Annotated in this window: 17 protein-coding genes; 9 read left to right on the top strand and 8 right to left on the bottom strand. The window is 74.0% G+C overall.

Features of this window, described 5'->3' with window-relative positions; translation table 11 throughout:
- Positions 1 to 17 precede the first annotated feature (17 nt).
- The gene (locus ABTZ03_RS27535) at positions 18 to 1,115 is read left to right on the top strand and encodes a radical SAM protein (protein ID WP_350515772.1); all 1,098 of its coding nucleotides are present in this window, start codon (positions 18 to 20) and stop codon (positions 1,113 to 1,115) included.
- Positions 1,116 to 1,232: 117 nt separating this feature from the next.
- On the opposite strand, the gene ABTZ03_RS27530 is transcribed toward ABTZ03_RS27535, so the two are convergent.
- The 3 genes from ABTZ03_RS27530 to ABTZ03_RS27520 all read right to left on the bottom strand — a co-directional run bounded on the left by ABTZ03_RS27530 (position 1,233) and on the right by ABTZ03_RS27520 (position 3,836).
- Entirely contained in the window at positions 1,233 to 2,246 is a 1,014-nt protein-coding gene (locus tag ABTZ03_RS27530; RefSeq protein WP_350515771.1) for a GHMP family kinase ATP-binding protein, read from the bottom strand.
- The gene (locus ABTZ03_RS27525) at positions 2,243 to 2,737 is read right to left on the bottom strand and encodes an NUDIX domain-containing protein (RefSeq protein WP_350515770.1); all 495 of its coding nucleotides are present in this window, start codon (positions 2,735 to 2,737) and stop codon (positions 2,243 to 2,245) included. The genes ABTZ03_RS27530 and ABTZ03_RS27525 overlap by 4 nt, the downstream gene beginning before the upstream one ends.
- Before the next feature lie 70 nt (positions 2,738 to 2,807).
- Positions 2,808 to 3,836: an NAD-dependent epimerase/dehydratase family protein gene (locus ABTZ03_RS27520; protein ID WP_350515789.1), complete on the bottom strand. Its 1,029-nt coding sequence runs from the start codon at positions 3,834 to 3,836 to the stop codon at positions 2,808 to 2,810.
- Positions 3,837 to 4,228: 392 nt separating this feature from the next.
- Here ABTZ03_RS27520 and ABTZ03_RS27515 point away from each other — a divergent pair, with 392 nt between their 5' ends.
- The 3 genes from ABTZ03_RS27515 to ABTZ03_RS27505 all read left to right on the top strand — a co-directional run bounded on the left by ABTZ03_RS27515 (position 4,229) and on the right by ABTZ03_RS27505 (position 7,933).
- Positions 4,229 to 6,022 carry a hypothetical protein gene (locus ABTZ03_RS27515; protein WP_350515769.1) on the top strand — a complete coding sequence of 598 codons (1,794 nt, stop codon included), beginning with the start codon at positions 4,229 to 4,231 and terminating at the stop codon, positions 6,020 to 6,022.
- A gap of 182 nt (positions 6,023 to 6,204) precedes the next feature.
- Entirely contained in the window at positions 6,205 to 7,167 is a 963-nt protein-coding gene (locus ABTZ03_RS27510) for an ABC transporter ATP-binding protein (protein WP_350515768.1), read from the top strand.
- A gap of 1 nt (position 7,168) precedes the next feature.
- Entirely contained in the window at positions 7,169 to 7,933 is a 765-nt protein-coding gene (locus tag ABTZ03_RS27505; protein WP_350515767.1) for an ABC transporter permease, read from the top strand.
- Here ABTZ03_RS27505 and ABTZ03_RS27500 read toward each other — a convergent pair.
- The gene (locus ABTZ03_RS27500) at positions 7,865 to 8,872 is read right to left on the bottom strand and encodes a helix-turn-helix domain-containing protein (protein WP_350515766.1); all 1,008 of its coding nucleotides are present in this window, start codon (positions 8,870 to 8,872) and stop codon (positions 7,865 to 7,867) included. The genes ABTZ03_RS27505 and ABTZ03_RS27500 overlap by 69 nt on opposite strands.
- Before the next feature lie 210 nt (positions 8,873 to 9,082).
- On the opposite strand from ABTZ03_RS27500, the gene budC reads away from it, so the two are divergent.
- The 3 genes from budC to ABTZ03_RS27485 all read left to right on the top strand — a co-directional run bounded on the left by budC (position 9,083) and on the right by ABTZ03_RS27485 (position 10,708).
- Positions 9,083 to 9,853, top strand: a complete 771-nt coding sequence (gene budC / locus ABTZ03_RS27495) for a meso-2,3-butanediol dehydrogenase (protein WP_350515765.1) — start codon at positions 9,083 to 9,085, stop codon at positions 9,851 to 9,853.
- A 139-nt stretch (positions 9,854 to 9,992) separates the two neighbouring features.
- Positions 9,993 to 10,307 (top strand): metalloregulator ArsR/SmtB family transcription factor, encoded by a 315-nt coding sequence (locus ABTZ03_RS27490; RefSeq protein ID WP_350515764.1) that lies wholly within the window; start codon positions 9,993 to 9,995, stop codon positions 10,305 to 10,307.
- A complete protein-coding gene (locus ABTZ03_RS27485) occupies positions 10,304 to 10,708 on the top strand; it encodes an SRPBCC family protein (protein ID WP_350515763.1) in 405 nt (134 codons plus the stop codon). The genes ABTZ03_RS27490 and ABTZ03_RS27485 overlap by 4 nt, the downstream gene beginning before the upstream one ends.
- 50 nt (positions 10,709 to 10,758) lie before the next feature.
- Here the strand turns inward: ABTZ03_RS27485 and ABTZ03_RS27480 are convergent, their stop codons facing one another.
- The 3 genes from ABTZ03_RS27480 to ABTZ03_RS27470 form a co-directional block, all read right to left on the bottom strand.
- The gene (locus ABTZ03_RS27480) at positions 10,759 to 11,160 is read right to left on the bottom strand and encodes a pyridoxamine 5'-phosphate oxidase family protein (protein ID WP_350515762.1); all 402 of its coding nucleotides are present in this window, start codon (positions 11,158 to 11,160) and stop codon (positions 10,759 to 10,761) included.
- Positions 11,161 to 11,241: 81 nt separating this feature from the next.
- The gene (locus tag ABTZ03_RS27475) at positions 11,242 to 11,877 is read right to left on the bottom strand and encodes an MBL fold metallo-hydrolase (protein WP_350515761.1); all 636 of its coding nucleotides are present in this window, start codon (positions 11,875 to 11,877) and stop codon (positions 11,242 to 11,244) included.
- Positions 11,874 to 12,959: an S-(hydroxymethyl)mycothiol dehydrogenase gene (locus ABTZ03_RS27470; RefSeq protein WP_350515760.1), complete on the bottom strand. Its 1,086-nt coding sequence runs from the start codon at positions 12,957 to 12,959 to the stop codon at positions 11,874 to 11,876. The genes ABTZ03_RS27475 and ABTZ03_RS27470 overlap by 4 nt, the downstream gene beginning before the upstream one ends.
- Before the next feature lie 669 nt (positions 12,960 to 13,628).
- Here ABTZ03_RS27470 and ABTZ03_RS27465 point away from each other — a divergent pair.
- Both ABTZ03_RS27465 and ABTZ03_RS27460 read left to right on the top strand, forming a co-directional pair.
- Positions 13,629 to 14,849, top strand: coding sequence for a cytochrome P450 (locus tag ABTZ03_RS27465; protein ID WP_350515759.1), 1,221 nt, complete (start codon positions 13,629 to 13,631; stop codon positions 14,847 to 14,849).
- A gap of 65 nt (positions 14,850 to 14,914) precedes the next feature.
- Entirely contained in the window at positions 14,915 to 15,145 is a 231-nt protein-coding gene (locus ABTZ03_RS27460) for a ferredoxin (protein ID WP_350515758.1), read from the top strand.
- A 40-nt stretch (positions 15,146 to 15,185) separates the two neighbouring features.
- Here ABTZ03_RS27460 and ABTZ03_RS27455 read toward each other — a convergent pair whose 3' ends face one another.
- Positions 15,186 to 15,794, bottom strand: a complete 609-nt coding sequence (locus tag ABTZ03_RS27455) for a hypothetical protein (RefSeq protein ID WP_350515757.1) — start codon at positions 15,792 to 15,794, stop codon at positions 15,186 to 15,188.
- Positions 15,795 to 15,814 lie beyond the last annotated feature (20 nt).

The raw sequence follows: 15,814 nt of genomic DNA, 5'->3' as shown, positions 1-15,814 counted from the left end.
CCCCACGAAGGAGAACCATGGCTGCCGATCGTCTCGACCTGGTCTCCAAGCTTTACCAGCCGTCAGGCTGGCCGAGGATATTGGAGGTGGCCGCCGGATCCCGTTCCACCGCCCCGCTCGTGGTCGATCTCGACCCCACCACCTTCTGCGACCTGGCCTGCCCCGAGTGCATCAGCGGGAAACTGTTGAATCAGGGCCGTTTCTCCGCGGAACGACTGTCCGAACTCGCCCGGGAACTGGTGGAGATGTCCGTCCGGGCGGTGATCCTGATCGGTGGCGGGGAACCGCTCGCCCACCCCGGCACCAAGCGGGTGCTGCGCGTCCTCGGCGAGGCCGGCCTCGCCGTCGGGGTGGTCACCAACGGGACGCTGATCAGGCAGAACCTGGACGAGCTGGCCGCGTACGCCTCCTGGGTCCGGGTCTCGGTGGACGCCGGGACCAGCGCCACCTACGGGGTGTTCCGGCCCGACCGCAAGGGCGCCAGCGTCTTCGACCGGGTGATCGCCAACATGCGGTTGCTGGCCGAGGCGAAAAGCGGAGCCCTCGGCTACTCATTCCTGCTGATGTCCCGCCCGCAGGCCGATGGAAAATCCGTGAGCAACCATCACGAAGTGCACACCGCCGCCGAATTGGCATATGACATCGGCTGCGATTACTTCGAGGTAAAGGCCATGTTCGACGACGACCACCACATCATCCCGGTCGCCGATTCCCTGCTCTCCTCCGTCGAGGAACAGTTGGCCCGGGCCGCCCGGCTGGAGGGCGACACCTTCCAGATCGTCAACTCCTCGACGCTGCATTCGCTCCGGAACCACCGCGGACCGGTCCAGCCGAAGCAGTACGAACGCTGCCGGATCGCCGAATTGCGGACGCTGGTGACCCCCTCGGGGGTCTACACCTGCGCCTACCACCGCGGCAACGAGAAGGCGCGGATCGGGGACGCGGTCACCCAGAGCCTGGCCGAGATCTGGCGGGACTCGGACCGCGGGCTGGTGAACCCGAGTTCGGACTGCCGGTTCCACTGCGCGCGCCACGCCTCCAACCTGGAGCTGGAGCGGATCGGCGAGGGCGACGGGGCTCCGGTCCTGGACGCCGACTACGACCCGTTCATCTGATGGCCTGATCGTCGGCCGCTGCCGCTCCCCCCGCGTGCGGGGCGGCGGCAGCAGGGGCAGCGGGCGGCGCCTCCGGAGCCGGAGGCGCCGCCCGCTGTCATCGTCCGACCGAATCCGTCACGCGCCCGGCGTCCGACGCCCCGCAGCCCGGGCCGGCAGCACCCGCACGTCCGGGTGGCGCCCGTGCAGGGCCGAGCGCAGCCGGGCGGCGGTCGCCTCGGCCTCCTCGGCCGGGCAGACGCCGACCAGGGCGCCGCCGCCACCGGCCCCGCTGAGCTTCAGCGGCAGGCCGACCCGGGCCAGGGCGAGTTCCCGGAGGTCCTCCAGCAGCGGCGTCGACATCCGCTGGAGGTCCCGCATCGCCACGTGGGCGCGGCTCATCGCGTTCCCGAGTCCGGTGAGGTCGCGCCCGACCAGGGCCTTCCAGACCTCCTCCGAGGTCGCGTCGGTGCCGGCCATGTACTCCGCCAACGCCGGGTCGTCGGCCGCGACCTGGGCGCGCACGGTGCGGATGTGGTCGCCGGTGGACTTGGCCGTGGCGGAGTCCACCACCAGCAGCGTCCAGTCCGCCGGGAAGGCCGTCCGCTCCAGGATCGCGGGCAGCCCGGTGGTCCGGCCCTCCAGCAGCAGCGCGCCCCCCTCGACCACGGCGACCTGGTCCATCCCGCCGCCGTTGAAGACCGCGAACTCGAACTCGTACGCCCACCGGGTGACCGTCCCCACGGGGACGTCACCGGCCGCCCGGTGGGCGGCGAGGTAGGCCTCGAAGAGCGCGACGATCAGCGCGGTGGAGGAGGAGAGTCCGCTGGCGGCCGGGGCGTCGCTGCCGACCCGGACGGCCGGCGGCGGCCCGTCCGGCAGCGCGGGGAGCCGGTCCCGCAGGAAGGCCCACACCTCGGCCGCCCAACTGCCCGCGTCCGTACGGTCCGTACCGCCGGCGGTCGCCGGGAACACCTCCACCGTCGTCGGCAGGTCGAGCGCCACGCTCACCGAGCGGCCGCCCAGCCAGTCCAGGTCCTCACCGGACAGGCAGGCCCGGCAGGGCACCACCGCGCGCGTCCCGGCGCCGGCGCGCGTCCCGGCGCCAGCGCGGGTCCCGGCGTCCGCGCTCACCTCGGCGTCGGCGCTCACCGGGCCTGGAACCTTCCGGTGGCGCGGAAGTGCCCGTACAGCTCCAGCACCACGGCGGTGGCCCGGTACAGCGGTTCGGGCAGGCTCCCCGGGTCGAAGAACCCGGCCCGGAGCACCTCGTCGGGCCCGGGCGAGAGCTCGCCGGACCAGCGGTGGGCGGCGAAGCAGAGCGCGAAGCACTGGGCCACGTCGCCGCCGGGGTAGGTGAGGGTGTGGACGTCCGGGTCGGAGAGCGAGGCGAAGGGGATCAGATCGGCCTCGTCGACCCGCAGGCCGGTCTCCTCCGCCAACTCCCGCACCGCCGTCCCGGCGAAGGTGCCGCCCTCCTCGCACGCTCCGGCGGGCAGCTCCCAGAGGCCGTTCTCCCGCCGCTGCTGGAGCAGGACCCGCCCGGCGGCGTCCACCACCAGCACCTGGGCGCCGGGCAGCAGGAGCAGTTGGCTGCCCACCTTCTGCCGCAGCTTCCACACGTACGACCCGACGTAACTCACGTGCCCTCCCTCGTCGTTCGACCCGCTCCAGGCACCCGCTCCAGGCACCCGCTCCGGGCGCCCGCCGCGGTCACCCGGCCCGGCCGTCCAGCGCTGCCGCGGCCTCGGAGGCCAGCCAGCCGGGGACGGCCTGCGGGTTGGCGGAGAGCCAGCGTACGTACCGGGCGACGCCTTCGGGAACACCGATCCGCGGCGTGAACTCCAGTACCTCGCGCATCCGTTCGGTCGACGCGTAGCCGCCCAGCGGGTCGCCCTCGGGCATCGGGGTGACGATCCGCCGCGAGCCCGGGTAGTGCGGGGCGATCCGGTCGGCCACCTCGCGCACCGAAGTCGGTTTCCCGGTACCGACGTTGACGACCTGCCCGGCGGCGCGCTCGGCCACCAGCGCCAGCACGGTCGCGGCGGCGATGTCGTCGACGTGGACCAGGTCCCTGACCTGCACGCCGCCGCCGTTGAGCCGGATCGGCAGCCCGAGGTGGGCGTGCATGGCCATCCACGCCACCATCCAGGAGTGGCTGCCGGGCTTGGGGACCTGCGGGTCGCCGTAGACCGAGAAGTACCGCAGCACGGTGCACTCGGCCCGGCCCGGGCCGCCCAGCATCAGCCGGGCCTGGTGCTCGGCCCACAGCTTGGTGTTGGCGTAGACGGAGACCGGGACCAGGAGTTGGTCCTCCTGGAACACCTGGGGGCCGGTGACGCCCGGGCGACCGTTGCCGTAGACCGCGGCCGAGGAGATGAACACCAGCCGGCGCACCGGGGCGGCCGCGACCTCCTCCAGCACGGTCTGGGTGCCGCGCACGTTCGCCTCGAAGGCCACGTCGGGGTGCCGGGTGCAGGCGGCGACGTCGGCGTAGGCGGCGGCGTGGATCACGTAGTCCGCGCCCTTGACCAGCCGCCGGACGGCCTCCCGGTCGGCGACGTCCCCGACCACCAGGTCGACGTCGTGCCGGTCGAGGCCGAACAGCCCCCGGACGTCCTCCGGGTAGGCGTCGAAGCGGTCGAGCACCGTGACGGCGGCGCCCGCCCGGCGTGCCAGCGCCACGACGCGGCTGCCGACCAGGCCTCCCCCGCCGGTCACCGCGACCCGGGCACCCCGCAGGCCGGCCAGGCGGAGCAGAATCGATTCTTCGGATGCGGCGGCTTCCCCGGTTCCGGCGGAACCGGCGGAACCGGCGGATCCGGTGCCCGGGACTCCCGCCTCCGGGTGTGGTGCCTGAACGCTGTACGCGGTCATCTGTTCCCCTCCGGTTCTGCGTTGGAGTGGTGGCCCGGAAAGCATGCAGGCGGGCGCAGGACACGGCAAGGTGGCATTGGGGCGCATCTGACGGACCATCAATGCGCACTTGCCGCACGCCCGGAAGCGCCGGTACCGTCCGCGAGGCCGAGCACGCACGCATCGGAGCCGGACCCTCCGCGGCGGTCGGCGCGGACCCGGACCTTCCGCGTCGACCGCCCGGAACCCGGGACTCCGCGGAGGGACGGGACACCGGGATGCCAGGGACCAGCAGGACGCCGTACCGGATGAGCGGCTCGGTGATGACCCACCCGAAGCGGCTCGACGCGGCGCGCAGGCTCGCCGCCGGCGCTCCGGCCGGTGCCCTCTCCGTGGTCGTCGACCCCGACCCGACCGGAAAGCCCTCCGTGCTGCGCACCGCGCTGGCCGCCTGGTCGGCGATCGAGGAGGGCGCCACCCACCACCTGGTCGTCCAGGACGACATGATCCTGTCCGAGTCGTTCTTCGAGCGCGCCCACCGCGCCGTCGAGGCGATGCCGGACGCCGCCCTGGCGCTGTTCGCGCTCTGGGACTCCCGCAACGGCGCGGCCGTCCGCTTCGGCGCCCTGGCCGGCGCCCGCTGGGTGGGCGCGGTGGGCGAGTACTTCCCGTGCGTGGCCATCATCCTGCCGCGCGAAGTCGCCGCCGGGTACGTCGAGTTCGCGAGCCGACACCTGTTCGCCTGGCCCGACGACATCCTGATGGACCGCTACCTGCGGGCCACCGACGTCCCGCGCTTCGTCGCCGTGCCCAACCTCGCCGAGCACGACGACCAGGGCAGCATCTCCGGCAACGCCTTCCGCGGCCCCCGCCGGTCCGTGTGCTTCCTGCCCTCGGACCGACCGGGCGACGAACGGCGGCAGTTGACCGGACTGTCGGTGATCCCGTTCTTCAAGTACGGCATCGCCCGCTGCGACGTCCGGCTGCCCGGCCCCGGCCGACCGCGCTGGCTGCACCTGGAGTGCGAGCAGTACCTGGAGGGGGCGGGCGTCCCGGTCAGACGACTGCGGTCCCGGCTCCCGGCGACCGGCCCCGGGGTCGACCCCCAGGTGGCCTGGGGCACCTGGCTCACGGCCTACACCATGGGACTGGTGCAGCAGCGGGACGGCCTCGGCGCCTCCCCCGCCTCCGCCTCCGCCGATGTCGACGCCGACCCGGCCGTACTCGCCGAGGCCCTGGACACCCTCGGTCCCGGCGGGGTCTCCCAGACCGGCACCGCGGCGGTGATCGACGCCCTGCGGGCCGACCTCGCCGCACTCACCCGGCACGGCCTCCGGGCCGGCCAGGAGGACGCCCGCGCACCCGGGCGCGGCCCCGCCGCCCCCCGCCGACCGCTCGCCCCGGTCGGCGTGCTCGGCGCCTCCTCACCGCTGGGCGAGCACATCGTCCGCGGCCTGCGCGACCACGGACACCACGTCGTCGACGCGGAGGCCGGGTTCGCCGGGTCGGGCGCGCTGGTCGACCTCGGCCGGCTCCTGCCCGAGTCTCACGACCGTCGCGTCGACCCCACCGGCCCGCCGCTCGTCCTCCGGCTGTCCCCCCTCGACCGGCCCGAGCCGCAGCCCGCCCCCGGCGTCCGCACCGTACGGGTGGGCGACCTCTACGGCCCCGGCTGCACCCGGACCTCCCCGATCGGGCGGATGGTGTGGGACGCCCTGCGCAGCCAACCGATCGTGCTCGACGGCGACCCCACCGCCCCGCTGCACCCGCTGCACGTCAAGGACCTGGTGCGGGCGCTCTCCGCCGCGCTCCGGGCCCCGGCCGCGACCGGGCCGTTGACGCTCGTCGACAAGCAGTCGATCACCGTCCGGGAGCTCGCCGACACCGTCCACCGGGTCGTCCGACCGGTGCCGGTCGAGGCGCCCGCCGATCCCCCGGCCTCCCCCGTCCGCGCCGAGGTCCTCCCGGAGGGCCCCGCGGACTGGCGCCCCGAGGTGGACCTCGACTACGGGCTGCACTCCTTCGCCCAGTGGCTCGCCTACGAGGGGATCCACCTGTCGACCGTCGACTGACCCCGGCGGGCGGAATTCATCTTCCGCAAGAACATTGCCGGCCCCTTTCCCCTGGAAATGGACCTGAAGGAATGTGATCTGCGCAACATTTTACTACTGCATTACCAAGGGTTGGCAAATCCAAGAGGAGGCAATAGTTTCGACGGGTACACCGCCGGAGGCCGATCCAGAGGAGGGGCCCGATGACCCGGAACGAGCCGGAGGACTGCATTCGGGTCCAGGACGTGTGGCGTCGCTACGGGCAGGGGAAACGGGCGTTCGACGCCGTGCGGGGCGTCAGCTTCACCGTGCGGCGCGGCGAGCTGTTCGCCCTACTCGGCACGAACGGCGCGGGCAAGACCTCGACGGTCGAACTGCTCGAAGGGCTCGCCCGCCCGCACCGGGGGGCCATCCGGCTGTTCGGCGGACTCGACCCGGTCGCCGACCGCTCCGCCATCCGCCCGCGCACCGGGGCCATGCTGCAACAGGGCGGCTTCATCTCCCACCTGACCGTGGCCGAGACCGTCGGCATGTGGGCCGACCTCACCGCCGGCTCCCGGTCCGTCCCCGAAGCCATGGAGCTGACCGGGCTCAGCCGTCGCGCGGAGGTGCTGGTGCAGAACCTCTCCGGCGGCGAGCGCCGCCGCCTCGACCTGGCCGTCGCCACCCTCGCCCAGCCGGACCTGCTCTTCCTCGACGAACCGACCACCGGCATGGACGCGGAGGGCCGACAGGGCACCTGGCGACTGATCCGGCAGCTACGGGACCGGGGATCCACCGTCGTGCTCACCACCCACCACCTGGACGAGGCCGAGACCCTCGCGGACCGGCTCGCGATCATGCACCGGGGCCGCATCGCCACCGCGGGCACCGTCAGGCAGATCGTCGCCGACCACCCGGCGACCCTCTCCTTCGGCCTGCCGGCCGGGCTGCGGGAGGAACTTCCGCCCGGCCTGTCCGCCCCCACGCCGACCGGGACGGCGGACGGCAGGATCACCCTCGCCACCGGACACCTGCAACGGGACGCCACCCGGCTGCTGACCTGGGCCGAGAGCCGCGGGGTGACCCTGGAGCACTTCACCGCGCGGCCGGCCTCCCTCGAAGAGGCCTTCATCCGCATCGCCGCCGCCCACGGGAACGATGACGACGACCGGGAGCTGACCTGACGTGAAGAGCGTCGACCTCGCGCACATGAAGACCCTCTTCCGCATCGAGTGGAAGCTGTTCCGGCGCATCAAGGGGAACTACGTCTTCGTCGTGTTCGCGCCGCTCATGATCATCGTCGCGATGCGGTTCGTCCACGACCAGCTCGACCTCGCCGCGCACGGCCTGAACGCCGCACCCGTGATGGCGGCGACGGCCACCGGCGTCCTGCTGATCTTCTCCCTCTACTCCTCCGTCACCGGCCTGTACGTGGCCCGCCGGGAGGAACTCGTCCTCAAGCGGCTCAGGACCGGGCAGGTCTCCGACCTCGCCATCCTGACCGGCGGCGCCTCCATGTACGTGGTCGTCACCGTCGCCCAGATCGCCGCCGTGGCGGCCGCCGTGTCGGTCATGTCCGGCACCGGCGTCCGGCAGCCGCTCACCGCGCTGGCGGGCCTGCTCACCGGCTGCGCCCTGATGGCCGCCATGGCGGCGACCACCGCCGCGCTCTGCCGCACCGCCGAGTCCGTGATGGTGGCCACCCTGCCCGCCCTGTTCGTGCTGCCGATGATCTCCGGCGTCTACCTGCCGCGCGAGGTGCTGCCCGCCCCGCTCGGCGACCTCCTGGTCCTCGCCCCGCTGTCGGCCACCGTCGACCTCATCCGCTCCGGATGGTCCGCCGAACTGACGGCCCTCGACACCCTCGCCCGGATCGCGCTGTCACTGGCCTGGACCGCCCTCTTCGCCTGGATCGCGGCCCGCCGCTTCCGCTGGGAGCCGCGCACCTGAGCCGCCGTGCCCACTACGGCGGTTCGTCGCCGCGCGGACGAACTCGGCCGGACTCTGGCCGTACTGGCGCCTGAACGCCCGGCCGAAGTGGCTGCTGTCGGCGAACTGCCAGTAGGCGGCGAGTTCCGAGATGGTCGGCCGACCGGTCGCCGACAGGAGCGCCGCCCTGGCCCGTTCGAGCCTACGACGGCGGATGTATCCGGCGACGGTCTCCTCCGCACCGGCGAAGGCCCGGTGCAGGGTGCGGACGGAGACGGCGAGTTCCCCGGCCAGCAGGGCGGGTGAGAGCTGCGGATCGGCGAGGCGGGCCTCCGCGAGCTCCCGGGCGGCCTGGGCCAGGGCGGGAGCGTGGGCGGGCTCGGTGGCGTCGGGCTGTTGCCGCAGCACGCCCCGGACCAACTCGATCAGGGCCAGCTGGGCGGCCTCGGCCCCGCTCGGGGAGAGGTCCGGTGCGCTGCGGGACAGGAGCTCTGCGTGCCCCAGCAGCAACCGCGCCTCGGCCGTGGCCGCGGAGCCGGTGACCAGCCGGTCGCCGATGAGCGGGCCGAGGCCTCGGGCAGGCAGGATCAGTACCGTCGCCCTGGCCTGCCGGGCGGCCTCGACGGTCGGCGGTCCGCTGCGCTGGAGCATGAAGTCCCCGGCGGGCACGGTGAGCCGGCCCTCCCCGTGCCGGGCGAAGTCCCAGGCGTTGCGGGTCACCGCGTGGAACAGCACCGTGTCGTCGCCCTGGTCCAAGGCGCTGCTGTTGGTACCGGCCAGCGATCGGCTGTGTACGTCGGCGAGCACGGCCTCGTGGACCAGGACGGCGCGGGCGCTGATCCTGAACTCTCCTGTCGCCCCGGGGGTGAAGGCGGGCGCGGGGTAGGCCTCGCCGACCTGTTCCTCCCAGCCCTGCCGGAACCGGTCGAACCCGTGCTCCGGAGCGCCCGGGGCGGTCACATCGGCCGAGAAGCTCCCGCCGTTTCCTGGTCCGCTCGTCCCCGACACCCGTTGCCTCCCAGGGCTGGCGCTGAAGTCCCGTCGATGTGGCACTCATGTCCAAGCGTACGGAACCGGGCCCTCCCTAGGGTGGGTGGAGCCGGGGGAGGCCGGGTTCCCGCCCTCCCCCGCACAGGGGTGCAGCAAGCAGGACGAGCCGAGGAGGACTTCGTGAGCACGGACACCGGACGGGTCGTGGTGGTGACCGGCGCCGGATCGGGGATCGGCGCGGCGATCGCCCACCGCTTCGCCGCCGAGGACGCGACGGTCGTCGTGGTCGGGCGGACGCGGGAGAAACTGGAGCGCACGGCCGCCGGGGCACCCGCGGGCGCGAAGGTCCTCGTCATGACCGCCGACCTCACCGTGGCCGAGCAGGTCGACGCGCTGTTCGCCGCCGTCGAGGCCGAACTCGGGCGGCTGGACGTGCTGGTCAACAACGCGGGCGCGCCGGCCTTCGGAGCCGTCGACGCGATGACCCCCGGGGCCTGGCGCGACGCGATGGCGCTCAACCTGGACGCGGTCTTCCTCACCAGCCGGGCCGCGCTCGGGCTGCTGCGGGCCGCGCGCGGCTCCATCGTCAACGTGGGCTCCACGGGCGGACTCGGCGGCGACTACGGCATGGCCGCCTACAACGCGGCCAAGGGCGCCGTCGTCAACCTGACCCGCGCCATGGCCCTGGACCACGCCCCGGACGTGCGCGTCAACGCCGTCCACCCGGGCTTCACCCGGGACACCGGCATCACGGCCGGCCTGGCCGCCGACTCCCCCGTGGTCAGGGCCTTCGCCGAACGCATCCCGCTCGGCCGGGTCGCCCTTCCCGAAGAGATCGCCTCCGTGGTCGCCTTCCTGGCCGGCCCGGACGCGCGGTACGTGACCGGCGTCCAACTCCCCGTCGACGGCGGCCTCGGCGCCTCCAGCGGACAGCCCCGCATCGCGCTGTGACGCGGCCGCCGGCCGCGAGCGCGGCGTCGTGCGCGACCGGCCGTCAGGGGAGCCGGGCGTGCGCGGCATTGCCGAGCGCCGCAGGGCGATGCGTCGGAAGAAGTTGACATGTCGGGAGTCTCCGACGCATGGTGGAGCCATGGCGGATGTCGACGTATTCAGCGCGCTGGCCAACCCCGTGCGGCGGAAACTGTTGGAGAGCCTCCGGGCCGGCCCCCGGGCGGCCGGGGAACTGGCCGGGGAGTTCGAGCTCAGCCGGCCGGCCGTCTCCGAGCACCTGGCGGTGCTGCGGAACGCCCGGCTGGTGCGCGAGGAGCCGCGCGGGCGGCACCGCTACTACCACCTGGAAGCCGCGCCACTGGCCGAGGTCGGGCAGTGGCTGCACCCCTTTGAGCACTATTGGCGGGCGCGGATGCGCACGCTGCGCGAGCTCCTGGACGAGGAGAGTTCATGACCGAGAAGGCCGCGATCCACTGCGACGAGTTCCTGCCGTACCCGCCCGCGCGGGTGTGGGAGGCGCTGACCGACCCGGAGCTGCACGCCCGCTGGTGGGCCGCCGGGGACGTGAAGGCGGTGGTGGGGCACCGGTTCACCCTGGACATGGGGCCGTTCGGGCAGCAGCCCTGCGAAGTGGTCGAGGTGGAGGTGGAACAGCTGCTGCGGTACAGCTTCGCCGCCGGCACGCTGGACACCACCGTCACCTGGCGGCTGGTGCCCGAGGGGCACGGGACCCGGCTGCTGCTGGAGCACGCGGGGTTCGACCTGGACACCCTGATGGGACGGCAGGCCCACCACGGCATGGCGCAGGGCTGGCCGTCGGTGCTGCGCCGGATCGCGCCCGCGCTGGCGGAGTAAGGACCGCGCTGGCGGAGTGAGGACCGGGCCGGCGGAGCCGGGGACCGGGCTCAGGCCCGGCCGAGGACCCGCTCGACGGCGATCTCGATGACCACCCGGTCCGGGTTCTCCCGCGGCGGGCGGTAGCGCTCGGCGTAGCGCCGCTCCGCGTCGGCGACCTGCTCGGGCAGCTCGCGCAGCACCGCGACGCCCTCCAGGGTGGACCAGCGGGCCCGGTCCACCTGGCACACCGCGACCCGCAGGCCGTCGGCTCCGGCCGCCGCCACGTTGCGCGCCTTGCGGCTGGTGCGGCTGGTGATCACCCGGGCGGTGGCCGTGGCCGGCTCGAAGGTCACGCCGACCGGCACCACGTGCGGCGTGCCGTCCGGCCGGGTGGTGGTGAGGGTGGCGATGTGCCGCTCACGCCAGAAGGCGAGGAAGGCTTCGTCGAGGTCGCGCGGGTCGTGGGCCATGATCGCGATCGTACGGCCCCCGGGGAGTCACCGACCTCCCGGGGGCCGCAGCGCTGTCCGGGGCTATGGGCGCGGGCGACCTCAGTGGCCGCGGGCGATCCACTCCGGCAGGGCCGGGGCCTCGGCGCCGATGGTGGTCGGGTCGCCGTGGCCGGTGCGCACCACCGTGTCCGCCGGGAGCGACAGCAGCCGCTCGCGGATGGACTCGACGATGGTCGGGAAGTGCGAGAACGAGCGGCCGGTCGCGCCGGGGCCGCCCTGGAACAGGGTGTCGCCGGTGAACACGGTGCCCAGTTCGGGCGCGTACAGGCAGACCGCGCCCGGCGCGTGGCCGGGGGTGTGCAGCACGGTCAGCTCGGTGCCGGCCACCTCGATCCGCTGCCCGTCGGCGAGTTCGCCGTCCGGGAGCCGCTCGGGGTGGGTGAGCTTCCACAGCGGGAGGTCGTCCGGGTGCAGCAGGATCGGCGCACCCGTGCGCCCGGCCAGCGCCGGGGCGGCGTCGATGTGGTCGTTGTGGGCGTGGGTGGAGACGATCGCCAGCAGCCGGCGCCCGCCGAGCGCGGCCTCGATGGCCTCGGCGTCGTGCGCGGCGTCGATCACCACCGCCTCCTCGTCGTCGCCGACGATCCAGACGTTGTTCTCCACCTCCCAGCTGCCGCCGTCGAGTTCGAAGGTCCCGGCGGTCACCAGCCGGTCGATGCGGACTCGCTCGCTCACAGGACCACCACCGAGCGGAGCACATCGCCGTGGTGCATGCGCTCGAAGGCCTGCTCGACGGCGTCCAGTTCGATGGTCTCGGTGACGAAGGCGCCGAGGTCCAGGCGGCCCTGGAGGTGGAGGTCGATCAGCATCGGGAAGTCCCGCGACGGCAGGCAGTCGCCGTACCAGGAGGACTTCAGCGCACCACCGCGGCCGAACACGTCCAGCAGCGGCAGTTCGAGGGTCATCTCCGGAGTGGGCACGCCGACCAGGACGACGGTGCCGGCGAGGTCGCGGGCGTAGAAGGCCTGCTTGTAGGTCTCCGGACGGCCGACGGCCTCCACCACGACGTCGGCGCCGTTGCCGCCGGTCAGCTCGCGGATCGCCTCGACCGGGTCGGTGGTGCGGGAGTTGACGGTGTGGGTGGCGCCGAGGGTGCGGGCCGTCTCCAGCTTGCGGTCGTCGATGTCCACCGCGATGATCCTCGACGCGCCCGCCAGCCGGGAGCCCATCACGGCCGCCCCGCCGACGCCGCCGCAGCCGATCACCGCGACGGTGTCGCCGCGGCCGACGTTGCCGGTGTTGATCGCGGCGCCCAGGCCCGCCATCACGCCGCAGCCCAGCAGGCCGGCCACGGCCGGCTCGGCGGCCGGGTCGACCTTGGTGCACTGCCCGGCCGCGACCAGGGTCTTCTCCGCGAACGCGCCGATCCCCAGCGCCGGGGACAGCTCGGTGCCGTCCAGCAGCGTCATCTTCTGCTTGGCGTTGTGGGTGTTGAAGCAGTACTGCGCGCGGCCGCGCTTGCAGGCGCGGCACTGGCCGCACACCGCGCGCCAGTTGAGGACGACGAAGTCACCGGGCTCGACCTCGGTCACGCCCTCGCCCACCGACTCCACGATGCCCGCGGCCTCGTGGCCGAGCAGGAACGGGAACTCGTCGTTGATGCCGCCCTCCCGGTAGTGGAGGTCGGTGTGGCAGACACCGCAAGCCTGGATCCGCACCACCGCCTCGCCCGGGCCCGGGTCCGGCACCACGATCGTGGTCACCTCCACGGGCGCGCCCTTGGCGCGCGCGATGACTGCCTTGACCTGCTGGGCCATCCGATTCCACCTCCGTCGGCCGGTGCGGCTCTGCCCCGGCGTGACCTGCGACAAACGACTGCAGAGGGTCTGCGGGAGAACTCTAGGAGCACTGCCGAAAGACCGCCTACGAAGGGTAGCGCCCACCCGTTCGACCGCCGACCCGGCGGGTCGGCGGAGCCCGCCGGACACGAGGGGCGCGCGGGTGGCGCTGAGCGCCCGTCAGCGTGCTACGGACTGCCCGGAAAGCGCCACCGTTGGCTGGAAGTGCCGCTGACGGGCACCCCGCCGTCCACGTACGGTCGTAGCAGAGACGGTCCACGCGACCACGCTCAGCACACCCGCCCCACCTGACGGCACGCCACCCCGCGCCGGCCGTGCCAGGGGCGTACCGACCGTACGCCCCCGCACGTTTCGCGCCATCCCGCGCCCGGGCCCGCGCCCCCGCGCGGGCAGCCTCCCCGGAACGACCCCGCCGCTGCGCACCGCCGCAGCCCGGAATCCTCCGCAGCTGGGAACCCATCACAGCTCGGAACCGTCACACCTCGGAACCGTCACAGCTCGGAACCACCGCACCGCCGGCCCTGAGTCGAGCCGCCCCGGCCGAACCGCCCGTCCCGCACGAACCCCGGATCCATCCCCCCGTCGGGCCGCCCTCGCGCGGTCCCTGCCCTGGAGTCTGGAGTACGGATGTCCACCGAGAACAGTGCGACCGGTGCCGGCACCGGCACCGCCCCGCTCCCCCCGCTGCACTGCCTGCGCCACCTGGAACCCGGCCCGCCCCGACTCGCCGCGCTGCCCACCGGGACCCCGGTCTGGCTGGTCAGCCGACACGCCGACGTCCGCCAGGTGCTGACCGACCCCCGGTTGGGCCGTGCCCCGCTCTACGCGCCGGACGCGCCGCCGACCACGGTCACGCCGAACATCCTGGACGACCCGCAGAGCATGCTGAACATCGACGGCACCGAGCACCAACGGCTGCGCCGCACGGTGCAGCGGGCGTTCACCCCGCGCGCGATCGCCCGCTGGAAGCCCTGGGTGGCCTCGGTGGTCGAGTCGCTGATCGACGAACTGATCGACCACGGCTCCCCCGCCGACATCGTCGCCTCCTACACCCGACCGCTGCCGGTCTCGGTGATCAGCCGCCTGATGGGGCTGGACAACCTGGACACCAAGCGGCTGGAGCACTGGAGCGACCACGCGCTCTCCACCACCGCCTACAGCGCCGAGGCGGTCGCCACCGCGATGGGCGACTTCGCCGTCTTCGGCGCCGGGGTGATCGCCGACCGCCGCGCCGCCCCGGGCGAGGACCTGGTCAGCAGCCTGCTCACGGCCGCCGCCGAGGACGGCTCGATCACCGAGGGACAGCTGATCGCCCTGGTGATCGGCCTGGTGGTGGCCGGGCACGAGACCACCATGACCAGCCTCGGCAACGCCCTGGTGTACCTGCTGCAGGACGGCCGGGACGCCTGGCAGCGGCTCGCCTCCGACGAGGCCAGCGCGGCGGCCGCGACCGAGCAACTGCTGCGCGCCGTACCGCTCGGCGACTCCTCGGAGCACCTGCCCGGGCTGCTGCGCCGCACGGTCGAGGACGTGGAGATCGGTGGAGTGGTGATCCCGGCCGGCAGCGTGGTCGCCGCCGACACCACCACCGCCAACCAGGACCCGGAGGTCTTCACCAGGGACCTCGGCACCGAGCTGTTCTTCCCGCTGGCCGCGCCGATGCTCACCTTCGGCGCCGGACCGCACCACTGCCTGGGCGCCTGGCTGGCCCGGATGGAACTCGAACTCGCCCTGCACCGGCTGGCCCGCCGACTGCCCTCGCTGCGGTTGGCCGACCCGGTCGACGCCATCGACTGGCGGCGCGGTCTGCTCACCCGCAGCCCCAGCGCCCTGCGGGTCAGCTGGTGACGGGGTCCGGCGGGGCGACGGAAGCCGATCCGTTGGCGGGGGCGGCGGCAGCGGAGGAGGAGGCGGTGCTGGTCCGGGTCGACCGGGACCGCTGCATCGGCTCCGGGATGTGCGTGCTCAGCGCGCCCGAAGCGCTGGCCCTCGGCCCCGACGGCCAGGCCCTGCCGGTGGCCGGATTCGCCGACGGCGGTGGGGAGTTGACGGACGGGCTGGCCGAGGCCGTGGAGTTCTGTCCGGTCGAGGCGCTCACCCTGCACTCGGCCTCCGGCGGGCACCGGATCGACCCGCCGGAGTGACCGCGTCCCGGCCCGGGCCGTCCTCAGCCCCCACGGGGGCTCAGGTGCGGCCCGGGCCGTCCTCCTCCGCCGGCCGGCCCGTAGGCCGCAGGGCCAGGCCCACGCCGACGGCGGCCGCGGCCAGACCGAGCACGGCGAGCGGGCGGGACCACTCCCCCGCCGCGCCGGCGGCGAAGGCCACCGGCAGGACCAGCAGCGCGGCGCCGAGGGCGGCGGCCGCGGCACCGGGGCGGACGGTCGGATGGCGGGGGCCGAACGCGTCGAGCAGCACCAGGTAGCCGGCCAGCAGGACGGTCACGGCGAGCGCCCGCCACCAGGTCGGCGCACCGACGGCGGCGAGCGGCACGGCTCCGGCGACGAGCAGGGTGGTACGGGCCGCGGACAGCCGCGCCGGCCAGCGCGCCGGGGTCGGCCCGTCCGCCGCGGGGACGGCCGCCCACAGGGCGAAGGCGGCCACCGGCAGCAGCAGCACCGGCCCGACCCGGTCGGTGAGCGTGCCGCTTCCGACGCCCGCGGCGGCCAGGGCGAGCGCGGTGCCGACCCCGCGCAGGGCGGCGCGTTCGAGCCCTTCGGACCGGTCGGCGGCCCCGGCCGCCCCGGTGGCCCGCGCGGAACCCGTCGTGCCGGTCGTACCTGTCGTACCGGACATACCGGATGTCGAGGGGACGG

This window comes from Kitasatospora sp. NPDC096077, assembly GCF_040303245.1.
Taxonomy (GTDB): Bacteria; Actinomycetota; Actinomycetes; order Streptomycetales; family Streptomycetaceae; genus Kitasatospora.
Note: the sequence above shows the minus strand (reverse complement) of the source record. Positions and strands in the feature narration are given on the sequence as shown.

Bases quoted from the DNA above. Each gene is read 5' to 3' on its own strand.
- ABTZ03_RS27535 (WP_350515772.1), top strand. From the start codon at position 18: ATGGCTGCCGATCGTCTCGACCTGGTCTCCAAGCTTTACCAGCCGTCA.
- ABTZ03_RS27515 (WP_350515769.1), top strand. From the start codon at position 4,229: ATGCCAGGGACCAGCAGGACGCCGTACCGGATGAGCGGCTCGGTGATG.
- ABTZ03_RS27510 (WP_350515768.1), top strand. From the start codon at position 6,205: ATGACCCGGAACGAGCCGGAGGACTGCATTCGGGTCCAGGACGTGTGG.
- ABTZ03_RS27490 (WP_350515764.1), top strand. From the start codon at position 9,993: ATGGCGGATGTCGACGTATTCAGCGCGCTGGCCAACCCCGTGCGGCGG.
- ABTZ03_RS27485 (WP_350515763.1), top strand. From the start codon at position 10,304: ATGACCGAGAAGGCCGCGATCCACTGCGACGAGTTCCTGCCGTACCCG.
- ABTZ03_RS27480 (WP_350515762.1), bottom strand. From the start codon at position 11,160: ATGGCCCACGACCCGCGCGACCTCGACGAAGCCTTCCTCGCCTTCTGG.
- ABTZ03_RS27470 (WP_350515760.1), bottom strand. From the start codon at position 12,959: ATGGCCCAGCAGGTCAAGGCAGTCATCGCGCGCGCCAAGGGCGCGCCC.
- ABTZ03_RS27465 (WP_350515759.1), top strand. From the start codon at position 13,629: ATGTCCACCGAGAACAGTGCGACCGGTGCCGGCACCGGCACCGCCCCG.
- ABTZ03_RS27455 (WP_350515757.1), bottom strand. From the start codon at position 15,794: ATGTCCGGTACGACAGGTACGACCGGCACGACGGGTTCCGCGCGGGCC.